This is a genomic window from Clostridioides sp. ES-S-0123-01 (assembly GCF_020658415.1).
Taxonomy (GTDB): Bacteria; Bacillota; Clostridia; order Peptostreptococcales; family Peptostreptococcaceae; genus Clostridioides.
The window spans coordinates 199,599-213,373 of sequence record NZ_JACVWD010000004.1 but is presented as its reverse complement, the minus strand read 5'-3'; the positions used below and the strand labels follow the sequence as shown (position 1 = coordinate 213,373).

Sequence of the window (13,775 nt, the reverse complement as noted above, 5' to 3'; positions counted from 1 at the left end):
GAACAAGATTATGGAACCATTATTTTTAAAGCCTATTTTTATGGATAGAATATGGGGTGGTACTGCACTTAAAGATAAATTTAACTATGAGATAAAATCACCTACAACAGGTGAATGTTGGGCTATAAGTTCTCATAAAAATGGAGATTGTCTGATAGAAAATGGAGAATATAAAAATAAAAAGCTATCTGAATTATGGGAGAAAAATAGAGAATTGTTTGGTAATACACCTGGAGATAAATTCCCTTTGCTTACAAAAATACTCGATGCCAATGACAATTTATCGGTTCAAGTTCATCCAAATGATGAATATGCTCAAAAAAACGAAAATGGAGAATTGGGTAAAACAGAATGCTGGTATGTAATAGACTGTTCTGATGATGCAGAAATTATAATAGGTCACAATGCAAAATCTCGTGAAGAATTTATAGAAATGATAAATAATAACGAATGGGACAAACTGCTTAGAAAAGTTAATATAAAAAAAGGTGACTTTTTCTATGTTCCAAGCGGAACTATACATGCTATATGTAAGGGAACATTAATTTTAGAAACTCAACAAAACTCAGATACTACTTATAGAGTTTATGATTATGATAGAACTGATAACTTAGGAAATAAACGTGAACTTCATGTTCAAAAATCAATAGAAGTTACAAATGTTCCTCATACAGATTTTGATACTGATTATAAAATTGTATCAACACCAAACTTTAAATGTACAACATTTGTATCAAATGAATTTTTTAGTGTCTATAAATTAGATATTTTTGGAAAATGTGATTTTACTCACAATACACCTTTTTCTTTGTACAGTATCCTAGATGGAGTTGGTAAATTGATACACAATTCTATAGAGTATGATTTAAAGAAAGGTATGCATTTTATATTACCAAATAACTTTGGAAGTTTTGGATTTGAAGGTAATCTAGAAATCATATGTTCTCACATATAGATACAAAATACAATTAACATCAAAAAAAGCTAGACTATCATAAAAACTTATTTTTATGATAGCCTAGCTTTTTATAATGTACTCTATTAAATATAGAATATTTTATTTTACTTTTACAATTTAATAACTTTCTAATAATATATATCAGAAAATTCTATTTTTATTTTTTCTTGAAGATTGTATATTCTCTTATCTTCTGTATAATACTCATTACTAAAGCTTTTCATTGGCAGTGAGATTAAAAATTCTGTACCCTTATTAACTTCACTTATTACTTCTATATCTCCACCATGAAGACTTACTAGGTTCTTAACTATAGCAAGTCCTATTCCACTTCCTTCAGTATTTCTAGATAAAGTCTTGTCAACTTGTGAAAACTCTTCAAAAATCAACTCCAATTTATCTTGAGGTATACCAACACCAGTGTCTTTAACACTTATTATTACTTTATCAATTTTATAGTAGATGTTTACATATATCCATCCTCCATTATCAGTAAATTTAATACAGTTTGATAATAGATTTAGTATAATTCTCTCAATTTCAGCCTTGTCTACATAGACATTGATTTCTTCAAGCTCTGTATCAAATAGAATTCTTATATCTTTTCTGCTTGCATACTCTTCTATATTCATAAACAAATCTTCTATTACAGATACAATATTGTATTTTGCAAGTTTAAGTGTGTAAAATCCTGACTCCATCTTTGTCAAATCTATAATATTATTTATCAATCTTTGAAGTCTATAGGAACTTTGTCTAACTAAATCAACATGAGATTTAATATTATTATTATAGTCTTTTATTTTTTCACTTCTATAGAAAGAATCTACCAATTGATTTGAACTTGATATAACATTTAATGGTGTTTTTAACTCATGAGACATATTTGCAAAAAACTCAGTTTTTATTTTATCTGTTTTAAATCTTTCAAGTAATTCTTTTTCAGCTTGTTCAGAGTATTTTTTATGTGCTAAATCTTTTATAATAAGCATTATATATCTAGTGTTATATATCGAAAAAGGCAAGGCGCTTAATTCTACTTCTACTATATCATCATAATTATTTATTAATTCATATTCTAGTAAAAGTATACTCTTATTTTCATTTAAAACTTTAGTCATATTTTCAGTAAATTTCATTTTTTCTTCAGTATTTGCATTCATTAATATCTTAATATTAGAATCTTTTACATCATCTATACTTGTAAAAGATAGCATATCCAAAAATGATTTATTTGCATAATTTACACTTAAGTCTTCTCTTAACAAGCATATACCATCAGGTAGTATATCTATAAATCTTGAATAAGAGGATTGACTTTCTTCAAGTTTTATTTGAGATATCTTTCGAGAAGTTGTATCACGTATTACAATAATAGTTTTATAAGTTCCTTCATTATTATAATGAGAAAAACTCATCTCTACATATTTTACTTCACCCTCTATTACATACCTTTTTTCTATATTTTCTTCACTTTTACATATTGAGGAAAAATCGATGTTTTCTAATGTCTCTTTAAATATTTGTCTACATGCATTATTTACATATATTTTATTACTACCTTCAAGTACTACTATACCATCTCCAACACTTTCCAAAAAGTCTTCACTTCTCTTATTTGCTTCAATAACTTTTCGTTCGTATTCCTTTTTCTTAGTTTTGTCCTTTAATACACATAAGACTCCTTCTATTTGTGTAGCTATAATTAAAGGAGCAAATATAGCTTGGTAAACCTTATTGTCACTTGTATCAATAAATTTTTCTATATTTTTTTTATTGATAAATACATAATTAATGCTTTCTATTAAATCACTAAAATTTTTAACTTTATAACTTAATTTATCTTGTTCTTTATAATCTCCAAAAATATTTCTAAAACTTTTATTTGCATATGTAATTTCTCCATCCTTACTAAACACAACTATACTATTTACAGCAACATCTAAAGTAGATTGTAGTCGTAATTCTCTTTTTATAAGTATTTCTTTAAGTTCTTCTATTTTTTCTGTTTCATATATTAATTTTTTATTTTTTTCTTTCAAACTTTCCGTTTTTATTGTTAATTCTTCATTTGTATCATGTAATTCCAATGCTGTTTTCTTAATATTCTTAGATACTATATAATTATATAAATAATATAATGCTACATTTATTGTTATTTGTGATAACATACCTTCTATATGTATATTACCAATTACTATATGTAGTAAATTTGGAGCTCTTGATAAGATTGTTATTATTATTATTCTATTAAAAAACTTTTTCTCACTATATTCCCATTTATTTGCGTTTGAACTTGAGTTTAGTTCAATTCCACTCATAATAGAGACAATTATCATAAATATAGATGTAACAACCCCTAAAGTATAGTGTAATGTCCCTCTATCTAAAGAGTTACAAATTTCAGATATTATGAATAAAGATGATATTGTTAAAACTACAGTTACTACAAATAAAATTATGCTCGAATGAATTTGTTTATTATCCTTAACAAATTTAAAACTTAAATACACACCTAATATAGGAAATAAATCTGTCATTGCTGATATTGTAATGTTAATTCCAATTACAGCTTCTGCTCTAGTACCTAAACAATTAAATAAATATATACACTCCAATACTCCAGTTGCTGCAAATACTAATCCTAAAAATGTAGAAAATGAATCTACTTTAAATTTTGTAGTATTAAATATAATCATTCCTGTAGCTATTAAGAATGTAGCATATACAGCATGCAGTAAAATTTCATATTTATTTGTATCTTTTATAATAAATAACAAAAGCACTGAGCCCATTATTATAAATAAAAGGCTCATGTCTTCTCTTTCTTTTATATCTGGTTTCACAGCAGGTATTATATTCTTCAATACTTTACACTTCCTCTTAATTAATATTTTATACTAATTAATTTATACGATACTCGACATTATAATTCCTTCTTTATACCTCAAAGCAAAAACAGACATTTTCCGCTAAAACAAAATTCTTTTGTTTTCTACTCTTTTAGTTATTTTGTTTCTATCAAAGTTTTCTAATATAATCATACAGTTTTTTCTACTAGAATCTATCAAATCTCTGTATTCTCCTAATGTTATTTCCTTATTTTCTTTTATATAATTTATTAAAGTATTCTTTGCATCTTCATAAATATCTTTATCCATTATATACAAATCATCCAATTTTTCTACCTTGTTACCTATCATTGACTCTAATACTTCAGCATAGTTATGATTTCCTTCAGAAACTTCATCTATTGTCAATATTGAAGAAACTCCACATGATTTTAGCTTTTTTTCTATTTTTTTTGCTATTTCTCTTTGTTTGTCATTTAAGATAACTTCAAAATCAAATAATGATATTATATTATTTTCTATTTTTATAATATTTTCTGTAGATAATTTTTCTAATAAGATATCCATTTCTCTAGTCTTAAAATTACTTTCTACCTTAGACCTTACTTCTTCTTTTAACATACCTTTTCTCAATCTATACTTCTTATGGTACTCACTTAAAAGATTTATTGTACTTTCCTTCAGTTTATTGTATTGATTTATATGCATGTACATGTTTCCAATAAGCAATACTTTATTTTCTGATATAAGTATCTCAATAGCTTTTTTTACATGCTCTTCATGAGCACCACTATAACTCATTATTTCTTTTAGATTTGGATAATTTTTTAGATTTCTCTTTAAATATTCTTCTATTATATCTTTAAGTTCACCTTTTTCTTTTATTTTTAATCCCTCTATAACTTTTTCATCAAATCTCTTATGCTTTTTAGGAGATGGGTCAATTATCACACCTCCACCTATAGTTTCCATTGGAGAATAACGTCTGACAACAAAAGTATCACCCTTCTTAGATACTATACTTTCTTCAAGTCTTAATTGAACATATCCATTCTCTCCGTTTTCAATTAAATCTTTATCTAGTGGAACTGCTCTACAAAGTATTTCTCTAGTCCCATGATACAATCTCAATCTATCCCAATGCTTTATCCCTTTTTCTAGATGATTTACCAATGATAATTTCACATCTAACATCATTGATTCTTCTAATGAATTTGGAGCAGCCAAAACATCTCCTCTTTTTATATCATCTACCTTTACATTTGATATGTTGATTGCTGTTCTTTGTCCTGCATAAGCTGTATCTTTACTTTCCCCATGAACTTGTATACTTCTTATCTTTGTTTTTAATACTTGTGGATATATAACCAAGTCATCCTCTATACTTATCTTTCCTTCTATTAATGTACCTGTTATTACAGTACCAAATCCCTTTATAGAAAATACTCTATCTATATTAAGTCTTGCTGGAGAATTTTCGTTTTTATCTTCTATTGCCTCACTCATCTTATCTATTTTTTCAATAAGAGTATTTATTCCTTTTTTAGATACAGAATCAACTTCAATTATTTCTGCACTTTCAAGAAAAGTACCTTTTATTTTTTCACAAACATCCTCTTTTACTAGTTCTCTAAATTCTTCGTCTACAGTATCAGATTTAGTCAAAACTACTATTCCATTTTTTATATTTAAAAAACTTAAGATGTCTAAATGCTCAACTGTCTGTGGCATAACACCCTCATCTGCTGCTACAACAAGTAAAACTATATCAAGTCCTGATGCTCCAGCTAGCATGTTTTTTATAAATTTTTCATGTCCTGGTACATCTACGATACCAGCCCTTCTATTGTTTGGTAAATCAAAATAAGTAAACCCTAAATTTATTGATATACCTCTCTTTTTTTCTTCATCCAAGGTATCAGTTTCTCTTCCAGTCAATGCTTTTATAAGAGTTGTTTTTCCATGGTCTATATGACCTGCTGTTCCAATTACTACGTTTTTCATTTTTTGCCCCCTATCAAAGCTTCAATGCTTTTAATTTTCAATTAAAATTAATAGTATTACTATATCAAATTTAGTTAATTAAAGGCTTTTCTTAATTCCTCAACTACTACATCAAATTCATCATCAAATATAGTTCTTACATCTAAAACATATTTATTATCATATACTCTAGCTATTATATGAGCTTCACTGAGTCTTAATTTTTTTTCTAAAGATGATACATTCATATGCTCAGGAGTTATTGTTATTACCTTTGTGGCTATTGTTTCAAGAGGCATAGACCCTCCTCCTACCTGAGAGAATCCATCTTCTATGTTTATCTTAGCATTTAGATTTAAGTCAGTTATTTTTTCAAATAATTTATTTGCCTTTGCTTCTAATTCTCCAATGCTATATGTCAACATTTTTAAAGTAGGTATGTTTTCTACAGCCTTTGTTTCATCTAGGTACATCCTTAAAGTTGCTTCAAGTGCACATATTGTAAGCTTATCGACTCTAAGAGCTCTAGTAAGTTGATTTTTCTTCATTTTTTCTATATACTCTTTTTTCCCAACTATAATACCTGCTTGTGGCCCACCAAGCATTTTATCTCCACTAAAAGTAACTACATCCGCACCTTGTCTTATAGAATCTAATACAGTTGGTTCATAAGATAATCCATATTTTGATAAATCTATAAATACTCCACTTCCTAGGTCTTCTATTACAGGTAACTTATATTTTTTACCCAAATTAACTAGTTCTTCGATAGATACACTCTCTGTAAATCCCATAATTCTATAGTTACTTGTATGAACTTTCATCAATACATTAGTTTCTTCTGTAATAGCTTCTTTATAATCTTTTAAGTGTGTCTTATTAGTTGAGCCTATTTCCACTAATTCTGCACCACTAAGAGCCATTATACTTGGAATTCGGAAAGAACCTCCTACTTCCACTAACTCTCCACGTGATACAATTGCTTCTCCTCCTTTTGCCATTGTACTAAGTACAAGAAGCACTGCTGCTGCATTATTATTTACAACTAGTACATCTTCTGCACCAGTAAGTCTTTTTATTGTATTAGTTAAATGAGAATATCTTGAGCCTCTTTCTCCATTATCCAAATCATATTCCAAGTTTGAATATCTTGAAGCAGCACACCATAATTCATCTTTTATATCTTCACTAAGTAAAGACCTCCCCAAATTTGTATGAATAACTGTACCAGTTGCATTTATAACTTTTTTTAATGATAATGAGTAATTTAATTTAACTCTCTCTATTGAAGATTCTATTATCTCATCAAATTCTATTGTTACAGAATTAGATGCATCCTCTTTTAATCTTAAAATAAATTGTCTCTTAAAATCTATCACTTCTCTTACAGATTCTAAAACTAAACTTCTAGGATATTCCTCTATTATTTCTACTATTCTATTATCACTTAATACTTCATCAACTGAAGGTAACATTGCAAATAATTCTCTTTTGCTCAAAATAATCACTCTTTCTCTACATATAATATTTTATAAAACTTTAATATATTTTTCCCCTTTTTTCACTACAGAACCTATGATTTTTGCTTCTATTGCTCCATTTAACTTCATATCTCTTACAAGTTCTTCTGCTAATTCTTCTTTTACAGAAATCAATAACCCTCCAGAAGTTTGTGGGTCATATAAAATATCTTGAACTGCAACTTCTACATCTCCTACAATTTCTACATCTTTTGATACATAATGCATGTTTTTATACATCCCAGCAGGTATGATTCCCATTTCTGCCATTTCTACAGCACCCTCGATAATTGGAACATGCTTTGAATCAATTTCAATACTCACTTCAGAAGCTTTAGCCATTTCTAAAGCATGCCCAAGTAAACCAAATCCAGTGATATCTGTAACTGAATTTACATCAATTTTATCAAAACTCATTGCTGCATATTTATTTAAATGTATCATTATTTCTACTACTTTGTCACATACATGTTGTTCTACCATACCTTCTTTCATGGCTGTATTTAATACACCCACACCAATTGGCTTTGTTATAACTAACTTGTCGCCAGGCTTTGCAGTAGCATTTGATAAAACTTTATTTGGATTTACAATTCCAGAAACTGAAAGACCATATTTAGGTTCTTGGTCATCTACAGTATGCCCTCCGACTAATAGTGCACCACTTTCTTTTACTTTATCAAATCCACCTTTTAATATTTCTGCAAGTACATCCATATCATGACATGATGGAAAACAAACAATATTCATTGCAACTAAAGGCTTTCCTCCCATAGCATATACATCTGATAGTGAATTTGATGCAGCAATTTGACCAAATACAAATGGGTCATCTACCATTGGTGTAAAGAAATCCAGTGTTTGAATAAGTGCCATATCATCATTTAACTTATACACAGCAGCATCATCTGCTGTATCTAATCCTACTAATAAATTTTCTATATTATCATTTTTAGGCAGTTGAGATAAAACTGATGCCAGAACCTCTGGCCCTATTTTAGCTGCTCATCCACCTGCTGTTGTCATCTCTGTAAGTTTTTTTTGTTCCTTCTTCATAAAAGTACCTCCTTTACTAAATTTCCGCATATACACACATATACATACATATTTATAATACCATATCTATAAGTGAGTTTTGTATTATATTTTTAGTCTATACAAATTAAATCTTTTAGATTTTCGTATTTTTTATCTCCTATCCCATTCACATTTTTTATATCTTCAATTGAATCAAATTGTCCATTTTCTTCTCTATGTTGTAAAATTTTATTAGCTGTAGCTTCTCCAACTCCAGGTAAAGCATCCAGTTCTTCTAATTTTGCTGTGTTTATATTTATTTTTGATTTATCAGATAGATTTTTATTATTTTTACTTTCAGATTCATTTTTAGGTTCGTTTTCTAGACTTGGCTTATTAGAATCGCTGTTGCTTGTAACAGATATTGTTTCTCCTATTTTAGGTATTATGTAATGTTGTTCATCTTCTAACTTTAGTGATAAATTAATTCCATTTAAATCAGCTTCTTTTGTTGTTCCACCTAATAATTCTACAGCATCATAAAGTCTCTTATCTGATTCTATAGTTACAATCCCTGGTCTATTCACTGCTCCACTTATGTATATAGTTATTTTATTAATTTGAATATTTTTATCTATTTTCCCCTCATATTTATTATGCTTATTTACTTCATTTTTAACTATTTTGTCTACCTTATCTGTTTTTTTATTATGTGAATTATTTTTACTTACAACATAAATATCTTCTTTGAAGACATCTAACCGATTAATGATTATTGCTGACAATGTTAAAAAACATACCATAGAAAACAAAATAATTTTTACCTTTTTTTTCATATATTAATCACTCCTTCATTTTAATTATTGACAAAAATATGCTATACTAAAAGATGAATTTAAATTTTGGAGGCTCACAATGAAAAGAAATTTATCACTTTTATTAATCTGTTTCTTGATATTTGCTTCATTTTTAGGAAGTTCTAATATATCTTTTGCAGATGATGAACCAGCTATAGTTGCCAAACATGCCGTTTTAATGGACTATGAAACTGGAAAAATATTGTATAATAAATCTGGAGATTCTAAGCTTTATCCAGCTTCAACAACTAAGGCATGGACAGCTTGTTTAGTTCTGAAAAAGGTTAAGAATTTAAATCAAGTAATAGAAATTAAAAACCTACCTCAGATAGAGGGTTCTAGTATGTACTTGAAAGAAGGCGAAGCTTTCACTGTAAGACAATTATTAAACGCTCTTTTGATTCATTCTTCTAATGATGCTGCCTTTGTATTAGCTAGATATGTTGGTGAAGGAGATGTACAAAAATTTGTTGACCTTATGAATTCTGAGGCAAAAGATATTGGAGCTACTGGCACTCATTTTAACAATCCTCATGGATTACCAGACCCAAATCATTACACTACAGCTCATGATATGGCTCTTATGGCCAGAGAAGCTATGAATAATGATGTTTTTAGACAGATTGTAAAAACTAAGTCACTTAAGTTTGATGCTACAAAAGCATACCCTTATGAAAGATATTTTGTAAATACTAATAAATTTTTAACATCACATGATAAGATTACATATAAAGGTCAATCTATAGATATAAAATACGATATAGTTGATGGTATAAAAACAGGATATACTGATGCTGCTGGTAAATGTCTTTTATCTAGTGCAGTAAAAGATGGAAGAAGAGTCATTGCTGCTGTATTTAATTCAACTAATTACGATTTATATTTAGATTCACGCATCTTAATTGATTATGGATTTGATAACTTTAAATGCGCTACTATTGTTGATAAAGAAAAATATACTGATACTAAAAAAGTATTATTTACAAAACAACATGAATTAATTTATGAACCAAAATATAGTTATAAGATAACTTTAGGACAAAATGAGTCTCAAGGTGACTACAATACTAAAACTGAACTAGATAAAATTGATTTACCTGTAAAAAAAGGTACTAAGGTTGGTACTTTAAATATATATAATAGTGGTAAGCTAGAAAAGAGTATAGATTTAGTTGCAAAAAATAACCTTGATAGTAGTCTTCCATTTATAACTGAAAATAAAACTTTGATGCTTTCTATTAAAATTATTATGGCTATTTTAGTACTTCTAGTTATATTTATAATAGCTTCAAATATTAAAAAGAATAATAAAAGAAAGTCTAGAGGAAAAAGAAATATGAGAAAATAGCAATACCACTTATTTATAACACCCTTATCTGCTATAATTATAATGTTTTTTTAAAGAACAATTATCACATAGAAAAGGAGTTCTTAGGAATCCCTTTTCTTTTTTATACAAAAAAGGAGATACCCAAATTTTTATTTTGAGACCTCCCATATAATTACAATTAATCATAATCTTAAGCAAATCTAATTTTTAAATTTTTCTTTTTATAAAATATCATTTTTTTAATTATCTATACTGTATAAAACAACAACCTATATATCAAATTGAAATGTAAAGTTATCAATTAATCTAGTTTTTCCTATGAAAACAGCACTTGCTACAAGTACAGAATTTTCTATATGTTCAACAGGTTGTAATGTCTCACTATCTACAATTTCAACATAATCTATTTTTGTTGAATCTTCAGAATTTATTTTAGATGTTATTAATTCTTTTATTTTTTTTACATCTAGATTTCCTTTTGCCAGTTCTTCTTTTGCCAAGCTTAGGCTTTCATTTAAAACTAAAGCAGTTTTTCTTTCTTCTTTTGAAAGATATGTATTTCTTGAGCTTTTTGCTAAACCATCTTTTTCACGAATTATAGAGCATCCTATTATTTTTGTGTCTATATTCAAATCTTTGACCATCCTTTTAATTACTGCTAATTGTTGAGCATCTTTCTCTCCAAAATAAGCTTTATCAGGAGTTACTATATTCAGAAGTTTTGAAACAACTAGGCATACACCACCAAAATGAACAGGTCTTTTAGAACCACAAAGAAAATCTGTAAGTCCAGACACATCTATGGTAGTACAATTGCCTTTCAAATACATTTCTTCTGATGATGGGTTAAAGACTACTGATGCACCACTATCTATACAGTATTTAAAATCTTTTTCTATGTCTCTCGGATAACTGTTAAAATCTTCATTTGGTCCAAACTGAGTTGGATTTACAAATACACTTACTACTACCTTATCATTTTCTTTTACAGCTTTTTTAATAAGGCTTTGATGTCCTTCATGTAAAAATCCCATAGTAGGAACAAGTCCTATAGAATAGCCAGTTTTTTTCCAATCTTTAATTATATTTCTTAGTGATTTTATTTCTTTTACAAGCATTTTGTACCATCCTTAATCTTAGTATAATTTTTCTAATTCAGATTCATTTATTGAAAAGCTATGTTTTTCTTGTGGAAACACGCCAGTTTCAACTTCTAGTATGTAATTTTTAATTGAATCTTTCATTATATCTCCTATATTTGCGTATTGCTTTACAAATTTAGGTACAAAATCTCCAAACATCCCCAACATATCTTGATAAACTAAAATTTGACCATCACAATTAATTCCTGCTCCTATCCCTATTGTGGGAATTGAAATAGAATTAGTCACCTTCTCAGCTATTTTAGCAGGAACTCCTTCAAGGACAATAGAAAATGCTCCTGCTTTTTCTATTAATTTAGCATCTTCAATAAGTTGTTTTGCTGTTTCACTAGTATTTCCTTGAACCTTAAATCCACCAAATGAATTTACAGATTGAGGTGTTAGTCCTAAATGGCCCATTACAGGTATTTGAGCATTTACAATGTTTTTTATTTGTTCTATAACGTTTGAGCCACCTTCTAATTTTACAGCATGTGCCCCACCTTCTTTTACAAGTCTGCCAGCATTTTTAACAGCCTCTTCTGTAGAAACATGGTAAGATAGAAATGGCATATCACTTACAATTAAGGCATTTTTGGCACCATTTTTTACAGCTTTTGTATGATATATAATTTCATCTATAGTAACAGATAGAGTGTTTTCTTCACCTTTTACGACCATTCCTAATGAATCTCCTATTAAAATACCATTTATATTACATTCATCCATTATTTTTGCTATTGAGTAATCATAAGCAGTAAGCATAGATAGCTTCCTTCCATCACTTTTAGCATTTTTAAAAGTCAGTATAGTATTTTTCATTGTTTTTTCCTCCTAAAATTTTGTAAATCTCTTTATATTTTTCAGATTTACTCATTAAATCTTCGACTGCATTTTCTATAGAAATATTTTTTGTACATTTTAATGAATCTTCATTTTCCAAGGCTATTATTTTTAGTAGATTTAAGGAGAGTATTTTGTAAATATCTTCATCTTTTTTATCTAATGCTGATAAATGTTTTTTTATTGGTGTTATATCACCACGAACAACAGGTCCAGTAAGGGATTTAGTAAATCCATTATCAAGTATATTTTCTATATTTATTTTGACCAAAGGATTTATAGCTTTTAAAGCTTCTTCTTCAGATAGACCCAATTTAATAAAGTAACTTACTCCTACATATAGTAAAGATAACACTAAATTTGAAACTAAAACATTGGCCACATGATAAGTGGATGAAGTATTTTTATCTCTTATGAAAAATCGATTTCCTAAGCTATTTATAAAATTTTGAATAAATAAATCATCTTTTTCATTATCACCTTCTATGGAAAAACAAATGTCTTTCATTTTTTTAATATCAGTATTTTTATTGGAAAATGCAAATATAGGATGGACAGAATAAATTAATGCACCTGCTTTTTTTGAACAGAACAATATACTAGATTTTAAAGAACCACTTGTGTGGCAAATGTATTTATGTTTTAAATTAAATTTGGAAAGTTTTTTGTCTATGATTTCAATAGAATCATCTGATGTTGTAATAAATAATATATCATTTTCATAAATAATGTCTTTCAAGTTACTATAAATCTTTGTTTTTGTTAAATCTGTTGATTCTAATAAAGATAATTGATTTCTTCCATAAAAGCCCGTTACACAATAATCTTTTGACAAAAAATAATTTGCTAAAGATGTCCCAACTTTTCCAGAACCAATAAATCCTATTTTAATAGTATCACCTCCAACTTGTGATACAACATCTTAATTTCCAATCTCATTCATGAAGATATGAGTTATATAAGACAAAATAATTAAAAACATTTAAAGTATAGTTCTTATAACAAGATACCATCCATGAATATTCTACCATTTAAATAAAAAATTGACAATTAATTCTACAAAAATTAAGTTAATATGTTTTTATTTATGTTTTCTTATTTTACTAAAAATGCACTTAACTTAAAAATAATTAAAATAATATTTTTCAATAATCTCTTTAACATTTTATTTTTGTTAAAAAATAAAAATGTGCTCCTTCCTTGTATATTGTGATATCTTTACTATCACAACTTTTTGGAAGAATGCACACTTTATTTCACACACTCAACACAT

At 27.7% G+C, this 13,775-nt stretch carries 10 protein-coding genes; 2 read left to right on the top strand and 8 right to left on the bottom strand.

Features of this window, described 5'->3' with window-relative positions; all coding sequences use genetic code 11:
- Positions 1–10: 10 nt before the first annotated feature.
- The gene (manA, locus tag IC175_RS10855; RefSeq protein ID WP_227482861.1) at positions 11–955 is read left to right on the top strand and encodes a mannose-6-phosphate isomerase, class I; all 945 of its coding nucleotides are present in this window, start codon (positions 11–13) and stop codon (positions 953–955) included.
- Positions 956–1,086: 131 nt separating this feature from the next.
- Here the strand turns inward: manA and IC175_RS10850 are convergent, their stop codons facing one another.
- The 5 genes from IC175_RS10850 to IC175_RS10830 form a co-directional block, all read right to left on the bottom strand.
- The gene (locus tag IC175_RS10850; RefSeq protein WP_227432541.1) at positions 1,087–3,825 is read right to left on the bottom strand and encodes a PAS domain-containing sensor histidine kinase; all 2,739 of its coding nucleotides are present in this window, start codon (positions 3,823–3,825) and stop codon (positions 1,087–1,089) included.
- 105 nt (positions 3,826–3,930) lie between these two features.
- Entirely contained in the window at positions 3,931–5,814 is a 1,884-nt protein-coding gene (gene selB / locus IC175_RS10845; RefSeq protein ID WP_227432540.1) for a selenocysteine-specific translation elongation factor, read from the bottom strand.
- 74 nt (positions 5,815–5,888) lie between these two features.
- Positions 5,889–7,268 carry an L-seryl-tRNA(Sec) selenium transferase gene (gene selA, locus IC175_RS10840; RefSeq protein WP_227851583.1) on the bottom strand — a complete coding sequence of 460 codons (1,380 nt, stop codon included), beginning with the start codon at positions 7,266–7,268 and terminating at the stop codon, positions 5,889–5,891.
- Positions 7,269–7,322: 54 nt separating this feature from the next.
- The gene (gene selD / locus IC175_RS10835; RefSeq protein ID WP_227432539.1) at positions 7,323–8,369 is read right to left on the bottom strand and encodes a selenide, water dikinase SelD; all 1,047 of its coding nucleotides are present in this window, start codon (positions 8,367–8,369) and stop codon (positions 7,323–7,325) included.
- 92 nt (positions 8,370–8,461) lie between these two features.
- Positions 8,462–9,166, bottom strand: coding sequence for a DUF655 domain-containing protein (locus IC175_RS10830; protein WP_227432538.1), 705 nt, complete (start codon positions 9,164–9,166; stop codon positions 8,462–8,464).
- Positions 9,167–9,245: 79 nt separating this feature from the next.
- On the opposite strand from IC175_RS10830, the gene IC175_RS10825 reads away from it, so the two are divergent.
- Positions 9,246–10,535: a D-alanyl-D-alanine carboxypeptidase family protein gene (locus IC175_RS10825; RefSeq protein WP_227432537.1), complete on the top strand. Its 1,290-nt coding sequence runs from the start codon at positions 9,246–9,248 to the stop codon at positions 10,533–10,535.
- 251 nt (positions 10,536–10,786) lie between these two features.
- On the opposite strand, the gene panC is transcribed toward IC175_RS10825, so the two are convergent.
- From panC to IC175_RS10810, 3 genes are read right to left on the bottom strand one after another with little or no spacing between them, the layout of a single operon-like run.
- The gene (gene panC, locus IC175_RS10820; protein ID WP_227851507.1) at positions 10,787–11,635 is read right to left on the bottom strand and encodes a pantoate--beta-alanine ligase; all 849 of its coding nucleotides are present in this window, start codon (positions 11,633–11,635) and stop codon (positions 10,787–10,789) included.
- An 18-nt stretch (positions 11,636–11,653) separates the two neighbouring features.
- Positions 11,654–12,481, bottom strand: coding sequence for a 3-methyl-2-oxobutanoate hydroxymethyltransferase (gene panB / locus IC175_RS10815; protein WP_227432535.1), 828 nt, complete (start codon positions 12,479–12,481; stop codon positions 11,654–11,656).
- The gene (locus IC175_RS10810) at positions 12,456–13,394 is read right to left on the bottom strand and encodes a DUF2520 domain-containing protein (RefSeq protein ID WP_227482912.1); all 939 of its coding nucleotides are present in this window, start codon (positions 13,392–13,394) and stop codon (positions 12,456–12,458) included. The genes panB and IC175_RS10810 overlap by 26 nt, the downstream gene beginning before the upstream one ends.
- Between the last annotated feature and the right edge of the window lie 381 nt (positions 13,395–13,775).

Bases quoted from the DNA above. Each gene is read 5' to 3' on its own strand.
- manA (WP_227482861.1), top strand. From the start codon at position 11: ATGGAACCATTATTTTTAAAGCCTATTTTTATGGATAGAATATGGGGT.
- selB (WP_227432540.1), bottom strand. From the start codon at position 5,814: ATGAAAAACGTAGTAATTGGAACAGCAGGTCATATAGACCATGGAAAA.
- selA (WP_227851583.1), bottom strand. From the start codon at position 7,268: ATGTTACCTTCAGTTGATGAAGTATTAAGTGATAATAGAATAGTAGAA.
- IC175_RS10830 (WP_227432538.1), bottom strand. From the start codon at position 9,166: ATGAAAAAAAAGGTAAAAATTATTTTGTTTTCTATGGTATGTTTTTTA.
- IC175_RS10825 (WP_227432537.1), top strand. From the start codon at position 9,246: ATGAAAAGAAATTTATCACTTTTATTAATCTGTTTCTTGATATTTGCT.
- panC (WP_227851507.1), bottom strand. From the start codon at position 11,635: ATGCTTGTAAAAGAAATAAAATCACTAAGAAATATAATTAAAGATTGG.
- panB (WP_227432535.1), bottom strand. From the start codon at position 12,481: ATGAAAAATACTATACTGACTTTTAAAAATGCTAAAAGTGATGGAAGG.